At 51.5% G+C, this 24117-nt stretch carries 23 protein-coding genes; 13 read left to right on the top strand and 10 right to left on the bottom strand.

Going from position 1 to position 24117, the window contains the following annotated elements; translation table 11 throughout:
• Positions 1–11 precede the first annotated feature (11 nt).
• The 6 genes from AB6B37_RS11645 (at position 12) to AB6B37_RS11620 (ending at position 3096) form a co-directional block, all read left to right on the top strand.
• Positions 12–518 carry a UPF0262 family protein gene (locus AB6B37_RS11645; protein WP_371395978.1) on the top strand — a complete coding sequence of 169 codons (507 nt, stop codon included), beginning with the start codon at positions 12–14 and terminating at the stop codon, positions 516–518.
• A 1-nt stretch (position 519) separates the two neighbouring features.
• Positions 520–966 carry a low molecular weight phosphatase family protein gene (locus AB6B37_RS11640; RefSeq protein WP_371395977.1) on the top strand — a complete coding sequence of 149 codons (447 nt, stop codon included), beginning with the start codon at positions 520–522 and terminating at the stop codon, positions 964–966.
• 95 nt (positions 967–1061) lie between these two features.
• Positions 1062–1280 (top strand): translation initiation factor IF-1, encoded by a 219-nt coding sequence (infA, locus tag AB6B37_RS11635; protein ID WP_371395976.1) that lies wholly within the window; start codon positions 1062–1064, stop codon positions 1278–1280.
• A 9-nt stretch (positions 1281–1289) separates the two neighbouring features.
• The gene (locus tag AB6B37_RS11630) at positions 1290–1886 is read left to right on the top strand and encodes a nucleoside triphosphate pyrophosphatase (RefSeq protein WP_371395975.1); all 597 of its coding nucleotides are present in this window, start codon (positions 1290–1292) and stop codon (positions 1884–1886) included.
• Positions 1883–2899: a ribonuclease E/G gene (locus AB6B37_RS11625; RefSeq protein ID WP_371395974.1), complete on the top strand. Its 1017-nt coding sequence runs from the start codon at positions 1883–1885 to the stop codon at positions 2897–2899. The genes AB6B37_RS11630 and AB6B37_RS11625 overlap by 4 nt, the downstream gene beginning before the upstream one ends.
• Complete coding sequence (locus AB6B37_RS11620) at positions 2896–3096, top strand: DNA gyrase inhibitor YacG (RefSeq protein ID WP_371395973.1); 201 nt, start codon at positions 2896–2898, stop codon at positions 3094–3096. Before AB6B37_RS11625 ends, AB6B37_RS11620 begins: the two co-directional genes overlap by 4 nt.
• Here the strand turns inward: AB6B37_RS11620 and AB6B37_RS11615 are convergent.
• The 8 genes from AB6B37_RS11615 to AB6B37_RS11580 form a co-directional block, all read right to left on the bottom strand.
• Positions 3091–3918: a glycerophosphodiester phosphodiesterase gene (locus AB6B37_RS11615; RefSeq protein ID WP_371395972.1), complete on the bottom strand. Its 828-nt coding sequence runs from the start codon at positions 3916–3918 to the stop codon at positions 3091–3093. The two genes, AB6B37_RS11620 and AB6B37_RS11615, sit on opposite strands and share 6 nt — an antisense overlap.
• A gap of 9 nt (positions 3919–3927) precedes the next feature.
• The gene (locus AB6B37_RS11610) at positions 3928–4365 is read right to left on the bottom strand and encodes a DM13 domain-containing protein (RefSeq protein ID WP_371395971.1); all 438 of its coding nucleotides are present in this window, start codon (positions 4363–4365) and stop codon (positions 3928–3930) included.
• Positions 4366–4490: 125 nt separating this feature from the next.
• Complete coding sequence (locus AB6B37_RS11605; protein WP_371395970.1) at positions 4491–5108, bottom strand: DUF3313 family protein; 618 nt, start codon at positions 5106–5108, stop codon at positions 4491–4493.
• 97 nt (positions 5109–5205) lie between these two features.
• Positions 5206–5685, bottom strand: a complete 480-nt coding sequence (locus tag AB6B37_RS11600; protein ID WP_371395969.1) for a hypothetical protein — start codon at positions 5683–5685, stop codon at positions 5206–5208.
• Between the two features lie 105 nt (positions 5686–5790).
• Positions 5791–7890 carry a hypothetical protein gene (locus AB6B37_RS11595; protein ID WP_371395968.1) on the bottom strand — a complete coding sequence of 700 codons (2100 nt, stop codon included), beginning with the start codon at positions 7888–7890 and terminating at the stop codon, positions 5791–5793.
• Positions 7890–10676, bottom strand: a complete 2787-nt coding sequence (locus AB6B37_RS11590; RefSeq protein ID WP_371395967.1) for a DUF4159 domain-containing protein — start codon at positions 10674–10676, stop codon at positions 7890–7892. The genes AB6B37_RS11595 and AB6B37_RS11590 overlap by 1 nt, the downstream gene beginning before the upstream one ends.
• Positions 10673–11593, bottom strand: coding sequence for a DUF58 domain-containing protein (locus AB6B37_RS11585; RefSeq protein WP_371395966.1), 921 nt, complete (start codon positions 11591–11593; stop codon positions 10673–10675). Before AB6B37_RS11585 ends, AB6B37_RS11590 begins: the two co-directional genes overlap by 4 nt.
• Positions 11594–12601, bottom strand: a complete 1008-nt coding sequence (locus AB6B37_RS11580; protein WP_371395965.1) for an AAA family ATPase — start codon at positions 12599–12601, stop codon at positions 11594–11596.
• A 125-nt stretch (positions 12602–12726) separates the two neighbouring features.
• Between AB6B37_RS11580 and AB6B37_RS11575 the strand changes: the two genes are divergently transcribed.
• The 4 genes from AB6B37_RS11575 to AB6B37_RS11560 are packed head-to-tail and all read left to right on the top strand — an operon-like array spanning position 12727 to position 16162.
• Positions 12727–13371, top strand: a complete 645-nt coding sequence (locus AB6B37_RS11575; protein ID WP_371395964.1) for a DUF1285 domain-containing protein — start codon at positions 12727–12729, stop codon at positions 13369–13371.
• Positions 13371–13970: a CoA pyrophosphatase gene (locus tag AB6B37_RS11570; RefSeq protein WP_371395963.1), complete on the top strand. Its 600-nt coding sequence runs from the start codon at positions 13371–13373 to the stop codon at positions 13968–13970. The genes AB6B37_RS11575 and AB6B37_RS11570 overlap by 1 nt, the downstream gene beginning before the upstream one ends.
• Positions 13967–14887, top strand: coding sequence for a polysaccharide deacetylase family protein (locus AB6B37_RS11565; RefSeq protein ID WP_371395961.1), 921 nt, complete (start codon positions 13967–13969; stop codon positions 14885–14887). The genes AB6B37_RS11570 and AB6B37_RS11565 overlap by 4 nt, the downstream gene beginning before the upstream one ends.
• A gap of 30 nt (positions 14888–14917) precedes the next feature.
• Positions 14918–16162, top strand: coding sequence for a CCA tRNA nucleotidyltransferase (locus tag AB6B37_RS11560; RefSeq protein WP_371395960.1), 1245 nt, complete (start codon positions 14918–14920; stop codon positions 16160–16162).
• Between the two features lie 100 nt (positions 16163–16262).
• Here the strand turns inward: AB6B37_RS11560 and katG are convergent, their stop codons facing one another.
• Positions 16263–18470, bottom strand: coding sequence for a catalase/peroxidase HPI (katG, locus tag AB6B37_RS11555; protein ID WP_371395959.1), 2208 nt, complete (start codon positions 18468–18470; stop codon positions 16263–16265).
• A 97-nt stretch (positions 18471–18567) separates the two neighbouring features.
• Here katG and AB6B37_RS11550 point away from each other — a divergent pair, with 97 nt between their 5' ends.
• Genes AB6B37_RS11550 through AB6B37_RS11540 form a run of 3 tightly spaced genes read left to right on the top strand, consistent with a single transcriptional unit; the run spans position 18568 to position 21882 of the window.
• Positions 18568–19431, top strand: a complete 864-nt coding sequence (locus tag AB6B37_RS11550) for a LysR substrate-binding domain-containing protein (RefSeq protein WP_371395958.1) — start codon at positions 18568–18570, stop codon at positions 19429–19431.
• 57 nt (positions 19432–19488) lie between these two features.
• Positions 19489–20988: a glycerol-3-phosphate dehydrogenase gene (gene glpD / locus AB6B37_RS11545; RefSeq protein WP_371395957.1), complete on the top strand. Its 1500-nt coding sequence runs from the start codon at positions 19489–19491 to the stop codon at positions 20986–20988.
• Positions 20989–21882: an XdhC family protein gene (locus AB6B37_RS11540; protein ID WP_371395956.1), complete on the top strand. Its 894-nt coding sequence runs from the start codon at positions 20989–20991 to the stop codon at positions 21880–21882.
• Here AB6B37_RS11540 and AB6B37_RS11535 read toward each other — a convergent pair.
• Positions 21879–24107, bottom strand: a complete 2229-nt coding sequence (locus tag AB6B37_RS11535; protein WP_371395955.1) for an exonuclease domain-containing protein — start codon at positions 24105–24107, stop codon at positions 21879–21881. The genes AB6B37_RS11540 and AB6B37_RS11535 overlap by 4 nt on opposite strands.
• Positions 24108–24117: the final 10 nt, after the last annotated feature.

Raw genomic sequence — 24117 nt, 5'->3', positions numbered from 1 at the left:
GCTGTGATTATATGAGTGAAACAAGCGACAACTCTGATCCTATAGACGGTGACCATTATATTAATGAGCTAAACATTGATGCTGATAGCTTGCCGGCGACCAGTCCCGAAATGCAGCATGAACGCCGTGTTGCGATTTTTGATTTGCTGGAAGATAACGTCTTCCGCCCGCTGACCAGTGATGCTGGTCCTTATATTGTTGATATAGCGCTTCGCGATGCGTCCAAACTCATTATGAAGGTCAAACGATCAAACGGGGCAGAGCGGGATGATATTACGCTGTCACTGACCCCATTTCGACGCATCGTCAAAGACTATTTTATGATTTGTGAAAGCTATCACAACGCTATTCGTACAGCGACAAGCGCACAGATTGAAGCGATAGATATGGGACGAAGGGGCCTTCATAATGAAGGATCGCGGCTTTTAACTGATAGCCTTCGTAATCAGGCCGAGATTGATTTTAACACCTCGCGGCGCTTGTTTACCCTCATCTGCTCGTTGCACAGGCGGACGTGATATGGGAAAATCTATTCCGCTCCCATCATCGATATTGTTTGTGTGTTATCTAAACTCCATTCGTTCGCCCATGGCCGAAGGTCTTATGAAAAAGCGGTTTGGTCGCGACATTTATGTACAATCGGCGGGTATGGCCAGCGGTCACCTTGATGACATTATGGTATCGGTGATGGCTGAGAAAGGCGTCGATATGAGCGCCCATCACGCCCGAACTCTGGGCGATTTGGGCGATACAAATTTTGATCACGTCATTGCCTTTACCGATGCCGCAGGGGAGGCCGCCAAGGCTGTTTTTGAAGATAGCGATACCACGGTCGAGGTTTGGTCCATCCCCGACCCGACGACAGGGTCGCTTGATGTACGGGCGATGATGAACAATTACCGGGCCGTGCGGGACTATATTGACAACCGTTTAGCGCGGCATTTTGAGCAAAAGCCCGCAAAATAGGGCGTAATCACAGCCATTAGGGCTGTTTTTTTCAAATAAACCCCTATATAGCGCACGGTAACACAAAAGTTGCAGAGCTGAAAAAAGGAATAAGTTTGGCTAAAGAAGAATTACTCGAGTTTGAAGGCGAAGTTGTAGAACTTCTGCCGAATGCGACATTTCGCGTGAAACTCATTAATGATCACGAGATCATTGCCCATACGGCTGGTCGTATGCGTAAAAACCGTATCCGCGTTTTGGCGGGCGATAAGGTCACTGTCGAGATGACCCCATATGACCTGACCAAGGGTCGTATTACTTACCGTTTCAAGTAATCTGCGCCTATGCACGGCGCGCCGCACTCTGACTGTCCGCCGCTTATTTTGGCGTCGGCCTCACCCCGTAGGCTTGACTTACTCGCGCAAATTGGCGTTGTCCCCAATCATGTAATTCCCGCAGATATTAATGAAGACCCTATCGCTGGTGAGCTGCCCAAGCCTCACGCCCTAAGACTTTCCCAAGAAAAAGCCCATAAGCTCTCCGTGAATAATAGCGGCAGCATAATCCTAGCCGCCGATACAGTTGTCGGCGTTGGTCGGCGTATCCTTCCAAAAACCGAAACCGAGACTGAAGCGCGCGATTGCCTTCGTCTTTTATCGGGTCGGGGCCACCGTGTTTACACGAGTGTGTGTATCATTGATGGTGAAGGTGTTATGCGCGCTCGTGTGTCGGAAACACGGCTTAAGATGAAACGCCTAACGCAGTCCGAAATTGACAGCTATATCGCAAGCGATGAATGGCGCGGTAAAGCGGGCGGCTATGGTATTCAAGGGCGTGCGGGGGCCTTTATCAGCCATATTATTGGCAGCTATACAGGTGTTGTTGGTTTGCCTGTTTTTGAAACGCGTAATCTTCTGCTCGCCTCTGGATATACATTATGAAACACCGCATCGTTATAGAGCACGCCGTTGGCGAAACACGCGCCGCCGTTTACGAAGGCAAATCCATTGCCGAACTTTATGTGCGACGCTGGAGCGAGGCCGGCAAACCGCGCGCTGGCGATATTGTTTGCGGTCGTATAACGCGTATCGAGCCGCAGATGGACGCCGCCTTTGTCGATTTGGGATTTGGCCCGGACGGGTTTTTGAAATTCACCAATGCTCAAGGGGCACCGCGCCTGTCTGAAGGTCGCTATATTCAGGTCTTGGTCACACGCGATGCGGAAGACGACAAAGGCCCTGTGCTGAAGTTTGATAGCGTCGCTGACGGCGAGAAGATTGGACTTATTAAAGCCCAGAGCTTGGAAGAATTTTTGCTAACTCGTTTTCCTAATGCCAAAGTTGATAAGGCGGCTGTGAACGCCGTTGATGACGCCTTAGAGATTGAAGTCGCGATTGCGGGCGGCGGGGATATTGCGATTGAGCAGACCCGGGCGCTCGTCGCGATTGACGTGGACAAGGGTTACGCCCCCAGCGGATTTGACGTTAGCCTGAGTGCCTGTGAATTAATTGCTAGCCAAGTCCGATTGCGCGGCTTGGGTGGTCTATTCGTGATTGATTTTCCTAATCTGCGCCAAGTCAAGCAGCGCGAAAAGTTGTTTGATGCCATGTTACGGGCTTTTGACAATGATCCCAACGTCGTCAAAATCGCGCCCGTTTCACGGTTTGGCACTGTCGAAATGACGCGGGCTAAGACCCATGCGTCATTAGCTGATGTTATGCTGGATAGCCGCGGGGAACCGACAGTTGAAACCCGAGCGGTTGGCGCGTTAAGGCGTTTGGAAAAAGAGGGGCGCGCCAATGCCGGGGCTAAGCTGATGCTGACCGCGACGTCGGACATATTTGATTGGTTGGATGCGGACACGATTGGTTGGAGAGCGGCTATGACGGACCGTCTTGGTGCGCGGTTTGACATGATTAAAGGCGACATCATTGACGTGAGTGCAGACCGATGAGTAGTGCTGGCGGTAAGACAGAGACATGCCCAATTTGCAAAAAGATTGTTGCTGATAATGCGCCTGCACCGTTTTGTTCAAAACGCTGTGGCGATATTGATTTAGGGCGCTGGTTAAAAGGGAATTATGCAATCGCGGGCCAAGACGGCGAGGCGTTAATCCCGGCTAATGATGGTAACCCTGATCGTGATTTATAGCGCGTCAAAGACCACTTTATCGTCAATGAAATAAAGGTCGATATTCATCGCCTCATCATGGGCCTCAATTGACGGCCAATTGATATATGAAAATGTCGAGACCGCTATGCCGTCACGGTGATAATCCGCAACTAAGTCCGTGCTGACCATGTCTTGCGGAACGCAGACGCTACCGCCTGTTTTCATAATCATATCGCGTAACGTTCCGCGCAGACCACCTTTTACATAATAACCTGACCGCTGGCCGTGAATGCGGCTTTGGGCGGTCTTTGATATATGCCCATCAGCAGCCGTATAAACAACATGATGCGCGCGGATCATGGCGTTCGGGTCTTCGCACCAATGTGACAGACAGAGCGGAATATTCGGCGCAATGGCGTGAATTTGATAAAGCGCTTCGGGCACCCAAGACACATAGGTCACGCGCTTTGATAGGCCTGCTGCCATGACAAGCGCATGAATTTCAAGCTCAAAGCCTGCGTCCTTTATATCGACTAATAATTGCGCCGATGTCACCTCGTGGTCGCGGGCCGCATTAAATAAATCTTCTGCAGTTGGTATCGTTACAAATCGACCACCTATCGCAGCAAAATCTTTGGCCATGACATCGCATAATAAGCGGCGCTTGCCATGCCCGTCCAAGGCGTATTCATCATGATAAATCATCGGTGTGCCGCAACGCGCCACGCGGATATCGAATTCCAGATGCTGCACCCCAAAGGTGAGCGCCGTGTTCAGACCCTCAACCGTATTTTCAAGCGGCGCAAAGCCGCGAAAGCGGTGGGAGATAAGGCGGTCAAAAGAACGAAGGCTGCGGGTCATAGCGCGATGTTACGGCGCGCTGGCCGCGTCCACAATATCAAATCCACCCCATAACACAGAGAAGGCCTCGCAATGGATAAGCACACTTTTAAAATCTGACAACGTAATGTCGTCTGGCAAGATATAACTTTGCGCGCCACGATTTGACTTCAAAACGCCGATTTTTACGCCGTCTTCTATAGCCGTTTTCGGATCGACATTATCGACAGTTTCGGTGTGCAGAACGACTTTTAAATCAGGGCCGCTTTTGGTTTTAAACGCATCATTAAAATGAATGACTGTTTTCCCGTCTTGTTCGCCCACGCTCCATTCGCCTTTAATTGTGTAACGCTTTTTAACAAAGCTTTGTTCAGCTGTTGATGCGCTTTTCTTATTGTCTGCAGCGTAACTCGGAACGGCGCTTACCAGTGTGAAAAATAAGGCAAGACTTAATAAAACAGATCGCATGATAACCCTCCTGATGTTTTATAACCCTGGGCGCAGTTAATGGACAATCACGTCACTGTGAAATGACAGCATAAAAAAGGCTCCGCAACCAAAGCTGGGAGCCGTTTTAGGTATATAGACAATGGCTATGAGGTGCCGAGTGTCTTGGCCGCTTTTTTTGCAAAACGGTCAATGGTACGGTTGGCATCGGACCAGGTACCGCCAAAGCGTGCGTCTTGAATATCGTTTTCATACCATTGATATGACATTTCGCCTAAGGCTTCACCGCCTGCACGAATAAGCTCGGCTTCAATTTCTGCCCCGCCGTTACCGAAGCTGTCATAAGATAGACCTGGCTCTTTCGAGAGCTGCTTGAACGTCGGGCGGTTGTTGCGCACATCGGTTAGGACGACACGCAAGACTGTACTTGCATTATCATCAACGGTGACACCGCGTTTGGCTAATTGCTCGTTTAAGCGTTTTTCAAGACGCGCGGTGAGGCGGTTCAAGTCTTTCTCGCCGTAATAGCCATTAGCGCTAAAACCAGAACGAGACAGGCCAACGCCGCCGCGGTCGCGAAGGCTCTTGGGTAAGTTATTCGCACGATAAGCCATTTCATCCGATAGCTGCACGTCAAGCTTAACCGTTGTTTGAACTGGTGCCGTGATTGTTGTGTCAAAGCCATGTCCGGCCTGCGCTGGTGCGCTGAGCAGGGCTGCTGTGCCCATTGTGACTAAAATAGATGTTAGATATGTGTGTCGCATAAAACCTCCTGTTTCATAGTATAATACCACAAAACACGAATGGTTCCTAATCACTGACTGCCGACAGCGGTGTCAATGGATACACTTTAACGTGAGCTTAACCGCCTAAAACATCGACGACAACGCCCAGAACATTGGTGGCGCCTTCTAAGGCGGCAAGTTCGCTGTCGAGTTGTGAGGCGTTGATGCGGCGTGACACCGTCACAACTTTGCCTGTCAGGTCCACAGCTTGGGTGGTGACAGATAGGACTTTGGCGGATGTATCAAGCGCTTTGTCTGTGACTTTGACAGGCACAGTGCCGACGTAATAAACGCCTTTACCTGTCGCGATAACGCTCTCGCCTGCAAATTTACCGGTGTGATAAATACCTTTGCCCGTATATTCGCCCGTTTTATAGGCACCTTTTCCCGCAAGGCGGCCCGTGTGGTAAACGCTTTTACCTGCAAATTCGCCCGTTTTATAAACGGCTTTAAAGGGCAGTGCTGCAACCTTGCCAGTTGTTTTAGCAACACCACAGCCGCTTACAGAAAGGCCTATAATGCCAATAACGGCTAGTTTAAAAATAGATGATGTCACAGCCCACTCCCAAATAATATGCTACAGTATTAGCGTATTAAGGCTTAAAAACACTTAAAAAACACAGTTGATAAAGCCTTACATTTTTGGGTTGTTGACCTTCGCTTATTGACCTTCTCTGCGCCACGCCCAAGCCAGCGCAATCGCAGCCAGCAAAAAGAATAACCAGCCCGGGGCCAGCGGTGCGCGGCGTGATGCGTCCACATTGTAACGCTCATAAGCGCGTAGCCCGTACCAATTATTACCAGAGGTGGCAGCGGTCGGGCTAACGCGGCGCAATGATGGCAGGTTTGTGCCGTCCCCAATTAATTGACCAAAACCACCTGTGGCGTTGACAAAGGGCGCTAGGATGTTGGTGGTCGGGGTTAAGTCTGAGAACTCCTTGGGGTTTAACGCACCAATGGCTGTCACAGTGGCAAGCGTGCCGGATGACAGGCGGTATGCCCCTTGTCCAGATGTGGAGACAGTCCCTGTAAACCGTCCGTCACCGCGCGCGGTCAAGGTGACGGTTTCAGAGGTGCCGTCTGGTTTTTCCACAAGCACGTCCGCCACCTCATCACCAAGCGAATTGCGTTCTATAACCAATGTATCGCCATCTGCACGCGCGGATAGGCGCTCTGCGGCGAGGTCGGGTTCGCCCATCAACCAATGCGCCATACGCCGAAACATTTCAGAATAGGGACCGCCGCCTTGGTATCCTTTTGCCCAAAGCCAGGCTTGGTCAGACATTAACATCCCGACGCGACCTTCGCGCACACTATCGATAATCAACAGAGGTTCTCCGCCCGGGCCTTCCATTAATACATCACCCGACACGGCCGCGTTCTCAATGATGCGGTACCACGGGCCCCAGCTGTCAGAAGCGCCGTTTTTAAAATCAGCCGTAATGGGGTGGCGTTCGCCTTTGGTGTTTAATGTGGGACGAAAGCTGACTTCTACCGTTTCGCCAGTCGGCCGCGCGGGCAGAACTGCGGCAAGCGGCGAGCGGTAAATCGAATCCGCTGTTGCAAAGGCAGGGCCAGTCGCGGTCAATAATGCGCCGCCGCGTTCAACATATTCTGCGATGTTTTGGAAATATATCGCAGGCAGGAGTGGGCGGGACATTCGCCCATTGGCCCCTCTGCCGCGCCGTTTAAATTGATCAAAGATAATCAGATCAAATTCATCAAGCTTTTCCTCAAATAGCTCCCGTGTTGGGAAGGCGATAAGTGATAATTCGTTTTGCCGGGCATTCGTATATTTAATACCGGGATTTGTTAGAATGGTAAATTGCACCAAATCCACCGCAGGGTCGGATTTCAAAAGATTCCGCCATGCTCGCCCGCCGCGGTGCGGTTCCCCCGTGACGAGTAGAACTTGCAAGCGGTCACGAATGCCTGAAATCTCCGATACAAAGACATTGTTTTTAATCGTTAATTCATCAGGTGCTTCGGCGACGCTGAGTTCGACAGTATTGCTGCCGCGCCGCTCAATGGTCAGTGGGATAGAAATTTGATTGCCAATAATAGCCCCAAAGCGTGCAATTAATTCGCCGTTGAGTTTAATCTCGATCTGCGCGCGCTCGCCTTCAAAACCCGGATCATCGACTTGTATTTGAAATTCTGCCTGTTCCCCAACAAGGCCGTAGCGTGGGGCAAGCGTGGCGCGGATGCGGCGGTCGCGGCGCTTTGGGTCGCCAATGACAAAAGCATGAAACGGAACGCCTACCGGTAAGATACCGTCAGCACTATTTGGCAAATCATGAATCTGACCATCCGTGACAACAATCACGCCAGCCAGTCTTGCGGACGGAATATTGCCCAAGGCTTCGATAAGGGTGGCGGTCAACCGCGTCCCGTCACTATCCATGGGGATGCGCGCAGTGACAAGCTCAAGCGTATTGTCCGTGCTAAGTTTAGCTTGCAAACCATCAAGCGCGGTATTGACTTGATCCGCGCGGGTGCCAAGCATCACGCTCTCAGACCCATCTGAAATAATTAGCGCAATATCACGCAACGGCGTGCGGTCTTCTTCAACACTTTGCGGATTAAGAAGCGCAGCGATCACCGCAATGGCGGCAAAGCTACGCAGAAACATGGACCGCAATCGTCCAGCCCCGGCCAATAAAGCCGCAATCAGCGCAATAATACCAAAGCCTATAATAAAGGGCAGCGGAACAAGCGGGTCTAGCGCGAGGCTCGGGATAGAATCAGGCAGCCACTCCATTACGGCTCTCCATCATCGCTGCGACCCAAATCACGTATATCGCGTTGTTGTTGGCCAAGCCGTTCGACAAGGGCTTTGGCGTGGACTTGGTCGGATTTATAATTCCCCGACAGCGCATACATGGCTAAATTCACACCAAAGCGCATCGCCATTTCGCGTTGACGTGGCATGTCATCCTCCAGTGTAATAAGCCCTTGGCCCTCGTCATCCAGTGCCCAAGCCGCGGCCCAATCATTAGACCCGATAATAACTGAGGACACACCGTCGCGGGCTGTACCGTTGCGGTTTTTATCAACCCACACTGTGCCGTCGACCCATCGGCCGGGGTAGCGCTGGATAAGATAAAAGGACTTCGTCAGAACATGGTCTTCTGGTGTTGGGCCGATTTGCGGGACGTCTAGCGACTGGGTGACGGCTGCTAATCCGGGGTGGATAAGGTTACCTGTTAAGGCACGGTCACCTTGGTCGCGCGTATCAAACACGACTGTTCCCCCGCCTGCCATATAGGCGTTTATATCGGCAGATGCTTCGGGGGATAGGGGCTGTGCATCACGCTCTAGCGGGTAATAAAGGAACGGATAAAACACTAGAGGGTCTTGTCCTGGCGTCACGCCCCGCACACCCACAGGTTCAATGGTTGTGCGTTGGGTGAGCGCGCGCGACAAAGATTGCAATGCGGCATCTGATAAATCATCAATCTGTCCATTACCTGTTTTCACATAGGCCAGATGTAGCCCCAGCGCGTCTGATACCGCTTCGGGGTTGTTATCCGCCTCAGTGTCTTGGGCCTGTGCGTCAAACGGCACAATCATGATAAGTGACAGCGCGGCGATCAGGCCAAAAACTTTGGACGCTTTGCCGAAATTTGGTTTCAAATATCCCATCCGCCCCGAAGCTAGTAGTGAGAACAGAACATCAATCGCTAGCATGATAAGTGCAATAGACAGCAGTAATCCGCCAAGCGTGCGGTCTGTTGCAGTGTCAAAGTTCATGGGCGTTACGCCTGCAACATTGCCAATCGGCTTTAGCGCCCCTGGCTCGGTCACGACATTTCGTGCCCGCAGTCGAGAGCCTTGTTTATACAATCCGGCAGGATGGGTTTCAGATAAAGGTGTTTGTTCAAACACATCATCCGCGAGCGAACCCGTTTGTATCGACGGCGTGATCAGGCGGCCATATCCTGATAAGACACGGTCTGGCGACCAATCCCCGATTGTACTTTGTTCAGGTGCAGGCGTTGCATTAGCGAGGGGTAAAATACGGCGCAACATATCAACATAAAGACCGCTAACGGGCAGGTTAGACCATTCTGGCCCTGCGGTGACGTGAAAAAGAACTATGCGCCCAAGGCCTTTGACCGATGACGTCACAATGGGGGACCCGTCGTCCAATCTGGCCCATGTTGCCGCGTCAGTTTGCGCGCCGGGTTCAGCCATGATCTGCTGTTTAACCAACACATCGTTTGGGATATTTAACCCAAAAAATGGGCTTTCTTGAGAGAATTGACTTAGTGTTTGTGGGTCTTCCCATGTGAGCGCGCCGCCAAGTGCCCTGTCACCTTGGCGGATAAGAACAGGTAAAAGACTATCAGAGCGCTTGGCGAGTTTCGGTCCCGCAAAACGGATAAGCAAGCCGCCCGTCTCGACATAATCCGTCAGTTCGGGGTCATCAATACGCGCTTCATCTGGCATAATAATAATGGAGGGGGCGAGGGGCAAAAGCGTATCAAGTGTGCCTGTGAAGATATCGGCATGAGGCGTAAGCGCCGTTTGAGCATAATAAGGCTCAGAGAGCAGCGGACTAGACGTGTCCTTGCCCGTGGTTAAAACGCCAATCAGGGGACGTCCCCAGCTATCATCCAGAAGTTTTACTGTGCCAGCAGACGGCAAACCCACCGCGCGGAGCGAACTGATACGGTTGCGCAAATCTGCTGGTAATTCAAATTCAGCCTCTGCCGTCGTTTTACCTGGAATAAAATTAAGCTCGCCGCGGGTGATAACTGATCCGCTGCGATCATGGGCTGTCACGCCGATTGTGCGCGCGGTTGCAAGCGGATTGTGCCAGATAGTGCGAAAACCGCTACCCGTTTCAACAACGTCACCCGGCACTATCGGAAGGGTTGTCGGCAGAGGTTGAAGGCGACTAGCGCTGGCAGACTTTGCGACCTCTGTACCTAGAATTTCTGCCGCACCAAAATCCAGCCCACTGCTGATCCAGATGGTTTTTGCATCAGATAAATCAACAGACGCCAAGACTTTGGCGGCGGCTTCACGTTGTGGCGGTAACGCTGTGGGCGAGAGTGTCTTAATTATATCAAGCGCGGCTTGGGCTGGACCGAAGGCTGCAGTCTCATCAGGGGTCGTTGTAGTTAAAAGCAACACCTCTAGATTGTCACGGCGGGCTTTGCTGATACGTTTCTCCGCATCCTTTATCGTCACCGCCCAATTCGGTGCCGCGTCCCAGCCGTTGTCAATCACTAGCGCCAGCGGGCGACTGATGTCGTTAGTCGTACCGCCCAAGATAGGGCGAGCCAGTGCAATGGCGATAATGGCTGCGAGTAAAAGTCGAAACAATAAAAGCCACGGCGGGGTGCTATCGGGTGTCTCTTCTTCGGTCATCACGTCAGCGAGGATTTGCAGTGGCGGAAATTCTGCCTTTTTAGGCTGGGGCGGTGTTACCCGTAAAATCCACCAGATAATCGGCAGCACAAGCAAACCCAGCAAGACAAGTGGTGACAAAAACGTGACAGGCCCTAAAACCAAATATGACAGCGCCGCAGACATCATAATGCGTCTCCCGCCATCGCTGCATAGGCCGCCGTTAACGCCTTAGTCGCGGGCTTATCGGTTTCATGGACAATTAACGGCCAGTCGAGGCGTCGCGCAATTTGCGCCATATTATCACAATGGGCTTGGAACCGTTTTTGATAATCTTCTCGGGCTTGTTCTGCGCGACCGACTAATAAAGGTGGCAAGGATTTGGCCAATCCGCCCGGCAGACGAAGTTGCATCCGACCTTTATAAGGAAAATCCCGTTCCGCCGGATCGATAATATGAATGAGAATGCCTTTCGCTGGACGGGCTGATAATTTAGCTAGCCGCGCGCGCCAGACATCTGCGCCTTCTAAAAAATCCGACGCAATAATCAAGCGCGCGTGTGACGGAATATCGGCGTCTAAGTTACCTATCGGCCCGTCGCTGCCCGCAAGCCTATGGGCGATACGTTCTAGCCCGACGCGGCCTGTCCGAGGGAAATTGGTTTCGCCCATAACGGCACAGCGCTCACCAGCCCGCATAAGAAGTATCGCCAGCGCCATTGTGACCACCGAAGCGCGGTCTTGTTTGGTTGGTAGTTTGACGCCGTTCACTTTCTTACCGGATGTCCAGTCCATACCGGGGCGGCCGTCGCGCCAGAAGTAGACTGTATTGGCGGCTTCCCATTCATTTTCACGAATATAGACTTGGTCACCACGCGCAGAGCGTCGCCAGTCAATGCGGTGCGCGGAATCTGATGATTGATAATTGCGGTACTGCCAAAATGTCTCGCCTTGACCCGGGCGTCTGCGGCCATGCACGCCTTGTGTCACCACGGCGGCAACGCGTTCGGCTTCGGCCAGCAGCGTTGGATAAGGCGCCGCTAACGCCTCGGCCCGCTTTCGCAACTCAAGCGATTTGGTCTGTGATGTCAGAGGCGCGACGGGCACTTAGCGGATGCTGTCTTTCAGTGCATTGATGGTCTCAGCAATCGTGACCCCATCGGCGCGGGCCGCAAAATTAAGCGCCATGCGGTGCTGTAAAACGGGCTCAGCTAAATCAAGCACATCATCAATGGAGGGCGACAAGCGACCATCCATCAGCGCTTTCGCGCGCGCGGTAAGCATAAGCGCTTGTCCAGCGCGCGGGCCGGGGCCCCAGCTGACATTTTGGCGCACGCTCTCCATCGCGCTTTGGTCGGGTCTGGCGTTGCGCACGAGTGTCAAAATCCCTTCGAGCACTTTTTCACCGACGGGTAATTTGCGGACTAGCTTTTGCATATCCATCAATTGCTTGGCCGTAATAGCGGCTTTTGCTGTGGCCAGGTTGGCGCCCGTCGTGGCCAGCAAGATTTCACGTTCTGTGTCCAGCGTCGGAAAGTCGACATTGATTTGAAACAAGAAGCGGTCAAGTTGCGCTTCGGGAAGAGGATAGGTGCCTTCTTGTTCAATTGGGTTTTGCGTGGCGAGTACATGAAACGGCGCGGGCAGGTCGTGACGCACACCTGCAACAGTCACAAAACGTTCTTGCATCGCTTGCAATAGCGCTGATTGAGTGCGCGGACTGGCGCGGTTAATCTCATCGGCCATCAAAAGCTGACAAAACACAGGCCCGGGAATAAAACGAAATGAACGTTTGCCTTTCGCACCTTCTTCTAACACTTCGGAACCAATGATATCGGCAGGCATTAGGTCGGGCGTGAACTGTACGCGTTTTTCATCAAGACCCAAGACCGTGCCTAGGGTTTCAACCAGCAATGTTTTGGCAAGACCCGGAACACCCACAAGCAGGGCGTGTCCGCCCGATAAAACTGCTGCAATTGTCAAATCAACCACGCGGTCTTGGCCCAAAATCACGGCGCTAATGTTATCGCGCGCGCCTTGCAGTTTGGTCGCTGCCGTGAGGGCTGATTTTTCTAGCGCTTTGGTGATGGGCTCGGACGGGTCAATCTTGGTCATAACTCTCTCATAATCTGTCAAAGCGCACGGATTAAAGCACTCTGCGGCAAATGGCCGATTGTCTTTTAACACCTTTAACAGCATTTTAGCTGGGAATAATACGGATTATCAGTAAAACTTTTGTCATGAATAACAACGCAACAAACGGACGCAGCAAAAAAGCGCAAAACGACGCAGGGACGGTCAATCCAGCGGCGGAGGGTTTCTCCCTGCAAGACCTGTTAAAGGCGATTGGCGACGCTAAATCGGGCGAGCGCCCAGTTGAGAATTGGAATCCCAGCTTTTGCGGGGACATTGATATTGTCATAAAATCTGACGGGAGCTGGTATCACGAAGGCGGCTCTATTGCGCGTCGGGGTTTGCTTGAGTTGTTCGCCTCTGTCCTGCGCAAAGATGAAGACGGTGAGACATATCTGGTGACCCCCGTCGAGAAAATGCGTATCACCGTTGAACGTGCCCCGTTCATCGCAACGCGGCTCGACGTCACTGGGAGCGGTAAAGACGCAAGACTGTTTTTCAAAACCAATCTTGGCGGCACGGTCGAAGTCAGTGACACCCATCCGCTGCGGGTGGAAACGGATCCCGACACATTGGAACCCTCGCCATTTGTGCTGGTGCGGGGACGGTTGGAGGCCTCACTAACGCGCGCTGTATTTTATGAACTCGTTGAACATGCGGTAGAATTGCAAACGGATGCCGGCCCTCAACTTGGCGTTTACAGTCACGGCACGTTTTTCCCGCTCGGCCCTGTTGGGGCTCACCAAATTTAATGTCTGATATAAACGCCCCCATTATTAAACGCATTACATCGGCGCTTTTGCCGCTTCGGATTGATGACGACACCGACCTTGTGAAACGTGACGGGCAACGCGTGGCGTCAGTCCTTATGCCCTTGGTGCAACGCGATTTAGGCTGGCAGGTTATCTTGACCCAACGCCCGATGACTATGCCCCGTCACCCTGGGCAAATTAGCTTTCCGGGCGGGCGGCGCGAAGACGACGAGACGGCGCTGCAAGCGGCCCTGCGCGAAACCGAAGAAGAGGTGGGATTGCCCGCGAGCGTGATTACAGTGCTAGGCCGCCTGCCGAGCTTTGACGCTGTGTCGGATTACCGCGTCACGCCTTTTGTGGGTGTTGTTGATAATAAGGCTACTATCGTCCCATGTGAGCGCGAGGTCGAAGAAGCCTTTGAAGTGCCGCTTGATTTCATCCTAAATGGCAATAACCACATTGCACGAGACGTCTTTTTTGACGGGCGGGACCACCGACTTTATGATATGCCTTATGACGGCCCAGACGGTAAACACCGTAACATTTGGGGCATGACGGCGATGATGATGCGCCGCCTCTATGAACGGGAATTCGCATGAGCATGAATAGGCGGGGATTTTTAGTCGGAAGTGCAGCCTTAGCTGTAACAGCGTGTCGAACCGCTTCGTCCAAACCCGTCAAAACAATTGCCATTACAATGGATGATTTTAATTTGGGTTTTGACATTCGACTAGATTCGCTTGCGCGTAACCAAGCCATTCTAGATGCCTTTGCTGCCCATAATCATAAGGCGGCAGGATTTGTGACCGGACAGTTCATTGAAAGCGACGTGGGTCGCGCGGTTGTGCAAAGCTGGGCCTCGGCGGGGCATATGCTCGGCAATCACACATATACCCATATGAACAGTAGTGATGAGCCCGTTGATATTATCAAAGCTGATATTTTGAAAAACCACGCCGCCATGAAAGGCTACGCAGGCTATCAACCTTATTTTAGATTTCCGTATTTGGCCGAAGGCGGCACCATGGACAAAGTCAATGACTACCGCGCATTTATGGACGCCAACGGGTTTAAAAATGCCCCTGTCACAATCGATAGTATTGATTGGTACACAACTGACCGATTAGAAAAACGGCTTAAGTCTGACCCGAATACGGACACATCGTCCTATGGAGATTACTACGTTAAAGCCGTATTGGAGATCGCCCAGTATAAACACGACTTAGCTGTCAGGCTCGGTTATCCTGATATGCCGCATAGCCTTTTGATGCATCATAATATTTTAAACGGCCTGTATTTACGTGACGTCATGGACGCCTTAGTTGCCGACGGTTGGCAATTTATTGATGCGGAGACGATGCTTACCCATCCCGTTTATAATCTTCGCCCCAACATTCCAAACCGTGGGCGCAGCGTACTGTCGGTGTTGGCGCAAGAGCGCGGCGTTGCGGATCAGGGTTTTCCAAAAGCCTATCACGGATTTGGCAAAGACACGATGGACGCGCTTGGCCTTTGACAGGGATGCGGTTTTGGTTAGAACGCGACCATGACCGATTTAAACCCACAACAATACGCTTGGATGCGAGAGCCAGCAGTAAGCCAGCTTTTTAAGGCTTTTCCGAAAGGTCAACTTCGCTTTGTTGGCGGCTGTGTGCGCAATGCCCTGATGGGGGAGGCCGTGGCGGATGTTGATCTTGCCACGCCGTTGACACCTGATGCCGTTATCAAGGTGCTGGACGCTGCCAGTATTCGTCATATTCCAACGGGCATCGATCACGGCACAGTGACCGTCATCATTGATGGTAAACCCTATGAGGTTACCAGCCTGCGCAAAGATGTGGAGACCGACGGCCGCCGCGCGGTGGTTGCCTTCACGACCGATTGGACAGAGGATGCCTATCGCCGAGACCTGACGATGAATGCGCTTTATGCGGATTTTGACGGGACAGTTTATGACCCTTGCGGGCAGGGGGTTGACGATTTGAAGGCCCGCCGTTTTCGTTTTGTGGGCGACGCTGATGCGCGTGTGCGCGAAGACTATCTTCGCATTTTGCGGTTTTTCCGTTTTATCGCGTGGTACGGCAGCACCCATAAAGACGGCCAAGGCGTAATTGACGCAGACGCTCTGCGGGCGTGTCGCGAAAACGCAAAGGGACTTAAAACACTGTCCGCTGAACGGATTTGGTCAGAGACGAAAAAGCTGTTGAGCGCGCCTGACCCATGCCGTGCTGTGCGTATTATGCTGACCAATGATATATTGGATACGCTGCTGCCAGAGGCGAGCAATAGCGTGGGGCTTGATGCTATTGTGGCACTGGAACGTAGAGAGGCGATAAAGCCTGATCCGCTGTTGCGCCTTATGGCGATGGGCGCTCGCGAACCGCTCGCCATTGTTCTTTTGACGAAGCGTTTGAAAATGTCCAACTCCGAGAGCACGCGGCTGCGCGCGTGGGCGGATGATGCGACGGCGCTGGACCCCAATGCAGACGACCGTACCAAGCGGATTGCGATATACACGGCCGGTAAACAAGTGATCATTGACCGTGCGCGTATTCGTGCGGCTGGGAGTGATGATCCCATCAAGTCTTCCCGCTGGATGAGCCTTGCAGACCTAGCGATGGGGTGGACACGGCCGACATTTCCGTTGACGGGTAAAGACCTGATTAAAGCCGGCGTCGAGCCAGGTGAAGCTATGGGTAAGAAAATGGCGGCCTTAAAAGCGCTTTGGGTCCGCAGCGGGTTTAGTGTGGATAAAGATAAATTACTGATGGCATTAAAGTTGTTGGGATAGGGAAAGTTGTTGGGACAGAGGTGTCTTGTTTTAATCTCTGATTTCTAAATAAAAACCCCGCCGAAATGGCGGGGTTTAGTTATTCAGATCTGATATAGCTTTATTTCAAATCGAAACGATCGAGCATCATGACTTTGTCCCACGCCTTGATGAAGTCTTTGACAAATTTCTTATCCGCGTCAGCACAAGCGTAAACTTCTGCGGTAGAGCGGAGGATTGAGTTCGAACCAAAGACCAAATCATTGCGTGTACCCGTCCATTTGACTTTGCCTGTTTTGCGGCTTTTGCCTTCAAACAAGGTTTCTTCAGAGTCTTTGGCCGACCATTCGGTTCCCATGTCGAGCAAATTGACAAAGAAGTCATTGGTCAACTGGCCTTTACGCTTTGTGAACACACCGTGTTTCGATTTACCACTATTGGCACCGAGCACACGCAGACCACCAACAAGAACCGTCATTTCGGGCACAGAAAGCGTGAGCAATTGTGCACGGTCAACAAGTGTGTCTTCGGCGGGACGTGTTGACGCACCGAGGTAATTGCGGAAGCCGTCAGCTTTTGGTTCTAGGGGCTCAAAACTATCGACATCGGTTTGCTCTAGGCTCGCATCCATGCGGCCCGGGGTAAACGGCACTTTAACTTTATGGCCAGCTTCCGCAGCTGCTTTTTCAATCGCCGCGCAACCACCCAGGACGATAAGGTCTGCAAGCGATATCGTACCTTCAAAGTCATCTTTAATTGCGTTCAACCCTTTCAAAACTCGCTTGAGGCGTGACGGATCATTGACTTGCCATTTTGTTTGTGGTGCAAGACGGATGCGCGCTCCGTTCGCTCCGCCGCGTCTGTCAGAGCCGCGAAATGTCGAAGCCGATGCCCAAGCCGTAAAGACCAAGTCAGAGACAGACAAGCCAGAAGCGAGAATTGCTTCCTTAAGTGCCTTAATCTGTTTTTTGCTTGCCAATTTATGATTGCGAGCCGGGACTGGATCTTGCCAAATCAAGTCTTCCTTCGGCACTTCTGATCCGATGTAACAGGCTTTCGGGCCCATATCACGGTGCAGAAGTTTAAACCAAGCGCGGGCAAAGGCATCCGCAAACTCATCGGGATTTTTATGAAAATGCTCTGATATCTTGCGGTATTCTGGGTCCATCTTCATGGCCATATCCGCTGTGGTCATCATCAAGGGTACTGATTTTGACGCGTCAGATGAATCCGGTGCTTTTGGCGCATTGGATGATTTTTTTGGCGTCCACTGATGCGCGCCGGCGGGACTTTTTGTAAGCTCCCACTCATGGCCTAATAGGACGTCAAAATATCCCATATCCCATTGTGTCGGGTTGGCTGTCCACGGGCCTTCAATGCCTGATGTCGTCATTTCTGATGCTTTACCAGACCCAAAGCTTTGCGCCCAACCGAGGCCTTGTTCAGCCATAGTTGCGCCTTCGGGTTCACGGCCAACATAAGTGTCAGGGTCTGATGCGCCGTGCGCTTTACCAAAGGTATGACCACCCGCTGTTAAGGCCACCGTCTCATAATCATTCATCGCCATACGAGCAAATGTGTCACGAATATCATAGGCAGAGGCTAGCGGATCAGGATTGCCATTTGGTCCTTCGGGGTTCACATAAATCAATCCCATTTGAACTGCGCCTAGCGGATCCGATAACTCGCGGTCACCGCTATAGCGTTCATCACCGAGCCATTCAGTTTCTGGGCCCCAATAGATATCTTCTTCAGGTTCCCAAATGTCTTCGCGGCCGCCGCCAAAGCCGAAGGTTTTGAAGCCCATGGTCTCTAGCGCGACATTTCCTGTGAGGACGAGCAAATCAGCCCAAGATAATGAACGGCCGTATTTTTGCTTCACAGGCCATAAGAGGCGGCGCGCTTTATCAAGATTGCCGTTATCTGGCCAGCTATTAAGCGGGGCGAAGCGTTGCGCGCCTGTTGCGCCGCCGCCGCGACCGTCTTGGATACGGTATGTACCCGCCGCATGCCATGTCATGCGAATGAAAAATGGACCGTAATGACCATAATCAGCCGGCCACCAGTCTTGGCTATCGGTCATGATGTCGGCGATGTCTTTTTTGACTTTTTTCAAGTTGAGTTTGGCGAAAGCTTTGCCGTAATCAAAGCCGTCATCCATAGGATTGCCTACAGTTGGGTTTTGATGAAGCATTTTGAGGTTTAACTGGCCTGGCCACCAATGCTGTAAAGACGTGCTGCCCATGGCGCGGTCTTTGTGGGCACCGTGCATGACGGGGCATTTCGCCTCACTGGCTTCGTTAATGTCGTAAATGTCTTCTTTACCCATGGTAGTCTCCTGTTTGAATCATATTTCTTTCATAGATTATATATATTGTTTTTAAAAATACAATTGATTTTATCTATGATGGTGATAGGCAGAGCTTATGACCCTAAGAGAATTTGAATATATAATCGCAGTTGGGGACACGCTGTCTTTCTCGCGCGCGGCAGAACTATGTCATGTCAGTCAACCGACGCTAAGCTCCCAGGTCAAAAAGATAGAGGGCAGCCTCGGCGTGACCATTTTTGAACGGAGCAATCGCCGCGTTCATATCACCGCTGTCGGCGCGGATATCATTGCTTCTGCGCGGCGTATATTACGCGAAGTGGCCGTTATGCGCGAAACCGCGACAACGGCACAGGAACCACTTGCGGGTCGATTTAATCTTGGGGCGTTCCCGACTCTGGCGAGTTATTTATTTCCGCAAGTCTTGCCGAAAATTCGAAAGACTTTACCGGATCTATCTTTGGTTCTACGCGAAGAAAAAACTGATGTATTAATTGAGGAACTGCGGCAAGGGACACTCGATGCAGCTTTTATTGCGCTGCCCGTTGATGATCCTGCGCTGATAGCGGCTAAATTATTTGATGATGATTTTTACTTGGCCGTGCCTGCGGATCATACGCTTGCGCGTCATAAATCTGTGCCAACGGATGTCCTGCGCGAGCATCGTTTGTTGTTGCTAGAGGAGGGGCATTGCCTCCGCGATCAAGCGCTAGATATTTGCCATATTGTCGGGTCAGGGGGGCAAACCGATTACCGCGCGACAAGCCTAGAGACGCTCCGTCAAATGGTTAAAATCGGAAGTGGCATCACACTAATGCCAAAGCTGGCGATAGAACCATCAGATGATACCATCGTTTATTTGCCGTTTCAGGGTCGCCCGCCGCACCGCACGATCGGACTGGTTTGGCGCAAAACATCAAAGCGCACGGCTATATATGAAGCGATTATTGATATGTTTTAATCGCTGCCTAACGTCAGTTTCGCTTGCCAATTTAACGCCCTAGCCTAGAGTATCCACATGAGCAAAACATCACAATTTGATCTGTTAATCATTGGCGGCGGTATCAACGGCACGGCTATTGCGCGCGATGCGGCAGGACGGGGACTATCCGTTTTATTGTGCGAACGCGATGATTTAGCCAATCATACATCAAGCTCCTCGACCAAGCTTATCCACGGTGGGCTGCGCTATCTAGAGCATTATGAGTTCCGCCTTGTGCGTGAGGCGTTGATAGAGCGCGAAGTCCTGCTACGCGGTGCCCCGCATATCATCTGGCCTATGCGTTTTGTGCTGCCTTATGACAAAGGTCTGCGACCTGCGTGGTTACTGCGGGCAGGCCTATTTTTATATGATAGCTTGGGCGGGCGTGAATTATTGCCAGGCACGAAGACCATATCTTTGCGTAAGGGTAAGCATAAAGGTGTGTTGGAACAGCGGTTGAAAATGGGATTTGAGTATTCTGATTGCTGGGTCGAAGACGCACGCTTGGTTGTGCTGAACGCCGTAGACGCCGCTGCCCATAAAGCCGACATCCGCACCCGTACAGAAGTCAAAGACCTTCGTGCGGTAGATGCGGGCTATGAAGCCGATATCGTTGGGCCAGACGGAAAGCTTAAAACTATTTGCGCCAAAGGGGTCGTCAATTCAGCGGGCCCTTGGGTGGATGAAATCTTGGGACGCCTGAACAAGGGCCGCAATGACGCGGGACTACGATTGGTCAAGGGCAGTCATATCGTGACACGCAAATTATATGACGGTGACCATGCCTATATTTTCCAAAATGCTGATAACCGTATTATTTTCGCTATTCCCTATGAAGGGGACTATACGTTGATTGGGACAACGGATGTGCCTTTTGATCATGCACCGGGCCCCGTCAAAATTTCTCCAGAGGAAACAACCTATCTCTGCGACGCTGCGTCAGAATATTTTGAGAATGATATCACAGCTGATGATGTACTGTGGTCATATTCTGGTGTGCGCCCGCTTTATGATGATAAAAGTGCCGATGCATCGGCCGTCACGCGAGATTACGTGCTTGATATCGATGAGTTCACCGACGGTGCGCCGTTTCTGTCGATTTACGGTGGAAAGATTACGACGTCGCGAAAGCTTGCCGAGCACGCGATGCAAAAGCTTGCGCCGTTTTACATGCGTAAATCGGTGCCTTGGACAAAGTCTGCGCAACTGCCAGGCGGCGATATTCCCAAAGCTGATTTTACTAAATTTTATCAAGAGACATGCGATCGCTACCCCGATATGGATGCTGCCTTGCTGCACCGCTTGGCTCGGAGCTACGGAACGCGTGTGACTCTGATATTAGGGGCTGGCCCTGATGTAGACCTCGGCCATGAATTTGGCGCTGGATTAACAGAGGCAGAAGTGCGCTATCTGGTCGGGCATGAATGGGTCACTCGCGCTGATGATGTTGTGTGGCGGCGCTCTAAGCTTGGACTGCATATGAGCGAGGCTGAGCGTGCAGGCTTCACGACTTGGTTTGAAAAGACGTTTGAATAAATGAAGCGTGCCGTCCTGCCGCGATATCACGCGCTTGACATTTTAACCTTCGCCCTCACCCGCATTAAAGCTGGGCAGCGCGTTGTTCTCGTGGTTTTGACCGAAATTTCAGGTGCCTCTGCGCGACCCATTGGTACCCCGATGATTGTTTGCGAAAATGGCGAATATGCAGGTTATCTGTCCAATGGCTGTGTTGATGCCGATATTGCGCTCCATGCGAAAACGGCATTAAAAGACGGAAAATCAAAGACCGTACGTTACGGCGCCGGGTCGCCCTATCTTGATGTTCGATTGCCATGTGGGGGCGGTATAACCGCCGCGGTCATACCTGACCCAAATATAGATGCGTTGGAAATGTGTCTTAATAATCTTATGGCGCGCCAATCAATAACATTCTCTTTGGGCGAGCTTGCGCCAGCGCAACATTATTATCCGCCACTTCACATCTGTTCTGCGGGGCGCGGTGAAAATCTTCTATTTTTTGTGAAAACGGCCATTGCGGCAGGAATATCGGTGCAAGTGCTGTGCCCTGATGAAAATGAAGTTGAGGCCCTGAGCTGTTTAGGCGCGACTATGGTTCCGTTTAACGCGCGAGACGATACATTGGTCACGATGGATAGATGGACGGCTTTTATCACGCTATTTCATGATCATGATTATGAGTTGCCGCTGTTACAAGAGGCGCTGGCGTCAGAGGCATTTTACATTGGCGCGATGGGGAGCCGTAACACCCATGCCGCACGGCTTCATGCGCTAGCGATAGCAGGCGCGGATAAAGCGGCGTTATCACGCTTACGCGGGCCTATTGGCCTGGTGCCGTCTATGCGCGATGCAGGTCGTCTTTCAGTGTCGGTCTTAGCCGAGATTATCGATGCGGAGCGAACCGCGTTTTAAGCCAAATCGTCTCGGCGTTTCGCGTTCACTAAGACAAGTAATTCAGCCGCTGCCTTGGCATCGCATAGCGCGCGGTGATGGCTGGATAAATCAATTGCGTAAGCTTGGGTCAGGTTTTTAAGGCTATAGGATTTGTGACCTGAATAAAGCTTTCGCATGGAAGCAACCGTACAAAGTTTCGGGAACCGAAAATGGCGTTCGAGCCGGCCGTATTCAGCTTTTATAAAGCCGTAATCAAAATTGACATTATGGGCGACAAATATAGCGTCCCCCATAAAGGCGGCAAAATCATCTGCAATTTCTGCAAATATCGGCGCGTCTGCGACCATAGCGTCTGTAATCCCCGTAAGGCGTGTAATGTGCTCCGGTATCGGGCGCTGCGGATTAATCAGGCTTTGCCATTCATCAATGACGTGGTCGCCTTGCATTTTCACCGCACCAATTTCCGTGATGCGGTGCCCTGCCGCGCGCCCACCTGTGGTTTCTATATCCACAACAACATAGATTTGATTGGGGTCGACAATCCAGTCGATACAGACAATGTCGACTTTAAAGCCAGCCACGCGGAGTTGCTTGAACCGTGTCAATTGATTGCGGCGAATGACGTCACCTTCGGCTTTAATTTCGACAAAGCTTATCGTTCCGTCCTTGAGTAACATAAGGTCGGGATAGCCGTCTTTCGTGGCTGTGTAATTCTGAGCTGTTAGACGCATTATGCTGATCAAGCCGTCAGGGTCTGCGTGATTTATCAGGACTTTGACGCGGTCTAGCATCGCACTACTCCAGCGAAAGATAGCATTACCATGTCCGTGATACTGTGTAGTGATTTTCAAGAGATAAAGCAGCAGTCGCTTTTTATCTGGAATAAGGGATAGCCGCTCTTCAATCGCCTTACTATTATCATCATAAAACGAGCCAGATTTCAGGGCCGTTGGCATGCGTTCAAAATCACTATGGATATGCGCCTGATCCCCAAATAGCATATCCCAAAATAATAGCCCAAATAGCATGCGCCACGGTCCGTTCTCGCTGCGATATGTATCGTAACCTTGGGCATTGTAATAGGCTTTGGCCGCACGTTCGGGGGCGGCGCGGTGGGCGTCATCAAGACCAATGCGCGTCGCCCTGCGCAGCATATCGGTGACTTGGCTAGTGCGTTTTTTTTGATATTTGCGAGCGTAAAAGTCACTGGCAAAATCATGCTCTCCGTCACTGCCTGGATTGTCGATTAGGGTTTCAAGCTCGGCTTTTACCGCCTCCCTGTCATCGCCAGTATTGCGGGCATATAAAAGACGGATACGCCGTTCATTACACAGCGGGCTATCGCTAAGGCGGTAGAGGGAGAGCGCCGTATCCACATCGCTCAGTCTTTCCGATAGTCCGCCGAGCTTATGCAGTAATTTATCGCGTCCAGCGGCGCTGATATCACAGGCGGCCTTGGGCCAAGCCTTAACACTATCAATCAGGGTTGTAATCTGCGCGTCTGTCCCGTGTCTGAAATCATGCAAGGCACTTGCGTAAAAATAGGCGGCTTTTGCGCAAGCGCTATCATCAAAGCGCGGTGTAATATCGCCTTCATATTTGCGCGTTTTCACGAGTCCTAAATCTCGCATCGTCAGCGGTTGCAGGTTATCCTCTATCTTACCGAAATATAGATAACTGAGGTAACGCAAGGTATCGCGGCGCCCTTGCATGATAAACCGCGCAGGCGGCGTTAAATCATCAGCATTGATATGCGCGAGAGCAACGTCAATCAGTGCGTCTTTTTTCCAAGACCGCTTAAACGCGCTCTTGCATAAATGCTGTTCCATCACGGCAATTAACTCAGGTTTGGTTAGAACAGATAGGTAATCTGTGTGATGGCTCTTGGGGATCGAACGTATAAAACCGCTCTCTCGTAAGCATTTTATCTGTACCGCTATTCTGTCAATTTCTGGATAGGATAATTTCGCGCTATCAAAGACAAAGCCCTTGCGTCCTACCATACGGACATAGGCGCATTGTGCTGGGAAGGGTAGGGCGGCGAAACCGTTTAAGAAACTTTGCGCGTCAGGGTCTAAAATATCGCCGTATAGTCGGTCGACGGATGAGAGCATATCGCAAAAATTGGCGTGGTAATAAAATTGCGGTAAATCAGGCAGCGCACGCTTGCTTCTCTTGCGCGCGGAAAAGTGCCCGGTGCGATTGGACGTAAGGTCGGATAATGGCGCGGATGCAAAGCTCACGGGATGATTT

Source organism: Fretibacter rubidus, from assembly GCF_041429785.1.
Taxonomy (GTDB): domain Bacteria; phylum Pseudomonadota; class Alphaproteobacteria; order Caulobacterales; family Maricaulaceae; genus Fretibacter; species Fretibacter rubidus.
The sequence above is the reverse complement of the archived record's forward strand: the minus strand, read 5'-3'. Positions and strand labels throughout refer to the sequence as shown.

Excerpts from the sequence above, each read along its gene's own strand:
- AB6B37_RS11610 (WP_371395971.1), bottom strand. The coding sequence starts at position 4,365 with ATGCGATCTGTTTTATTAAGTCTTGCCTTATTTTTCACACTGGTAAGC.
- AB6B37_RS11540 (WP_371395956.1), top strand. The coding sequence starts at position 20,989 with ATGAAGCGTGCCGTCCTGCCGCGATATCACGCGCTTGACATTTTAACC.
- AB6B37_RS11590 (WP_371395967.1), bottom strand. The coding sequence starts at position 10,676 with ATGATGTCTGCGGCGCTGTCATATTTGGTTTTAGGGCCTGTCACGTTT.
- glpD (WP_371395957.1), top strand. The coding sequence starts at position 19,489 with ATGAGCAAAACATCACAATTTGATCTGTTAATCATTGGCGGCGGTATC.
- AB6B37_RS11645 (WP_371395978.1), top strand. The coding sequence starts at position 12 with ATGAGTGAAACAAGCGACAACTCTGATCCTATAGACGGTGACCATTAT.
- AB6B37_RS11640 (WP_371395977.1), top strand. The coding sequence starts at position 520 with ATGGGAAAATCTATTCCGCTCCCATCATCGATATTGTTTGTGTGTTAT.
- AB6B37_RS11575 (WP_371395964.1), top strand. The coding sequence starts at position 12,727 with ATGAATAACAACGCAACAAACGGACGCAGCAAAAAAGCGCAAAACGAC.
- AB6B37_RS11615 (WP_371395972.1), bottom strand. The coding sequence starts at position 3,918 with ATGACCCGCAGCCTTCGTTCTTTTGACCGCCTTATCTCCCACCGCTTT.
- AB6B37_RS11550 (WP_371395958.1), top strand. The coding sequence starts at position 18,568 with ATGACCCTAAGAGAATTTGAATATATAATCGCAGTTGGGGACACGCTG.
- katG (WP_371395959.1), bottom strand. The coding sequence starts at position 18,470 with ATGGGTAAAGAAGACATTTACGACATTAACGAAGCCAGTGAGGCGAAA.
- AB6B37_RS11620 (WP_371395973.1), top strand. The coding sequence starts at position 2,896 with ATGAGTAGTGCTGGCGGTAAGACAGAGACATGCCCAATTTGCAAAAAG.
- AB6B37_RS11595 (WP_371395968.1), bottom strand. The coding sequence starts at position 7,890 with ATGGAGTGGCTGCCTGATTCTATCCCGAGCCTCGCGCTAGACCCGCTT.
- AB6B37_RS11560 (WP_371395960.1), top strand. The coding sequence starts at position 14,918 with ATGACCGATTTAAACCCACAACAATACGCTTGGATGCGAGAGCCAGCA.
- AB6B37_RS11625 (WP_371395974.1), top strand. The coding sequence starts at position 1,883 with ATGAAACACCGCATCGTTATAGAGCACGCCGTTGGCGAAACACGCGCC.
- AB6B37_RS11580 (WP_371395965.1), bottom strand. The coding sequence starts at position 12,601 with ATGACCAAGATTGACCCGTCCGAGCCCATCACCAAAGCGCTAGAAAAA.
- AB6B37_RS11565 (WP_371395961.1), top strand. The coding sequence starts at position 13,967 with ATGAGCATGAATAGGCGGGGATTTTTAGTCGGAAGTGCAGCCTTAGCT.
- AB6B37_RS11570 (WP_371395963.1), top strand. The coding sequence starts at position 13,371 with ATGTCTGATATAAACGCCCCCATTATTAAACGCATTACATCGGCGCTT.
- AB6B37_RS11605 (WP_371395970.1), bottom strand. The coding sequence starts at position 5,108 with ATGCGACACACATATCTAACATCTATTTTAGTCACAATGGGCACAGCA.
- AB6B37_RS11630 (WP_371395975.1), top strand. The coding sequence starts at position 1,290 with ATGCACGGCGCGCCGCACTCTGACTGTCCGCCGCTTATTTTGGCGTCG.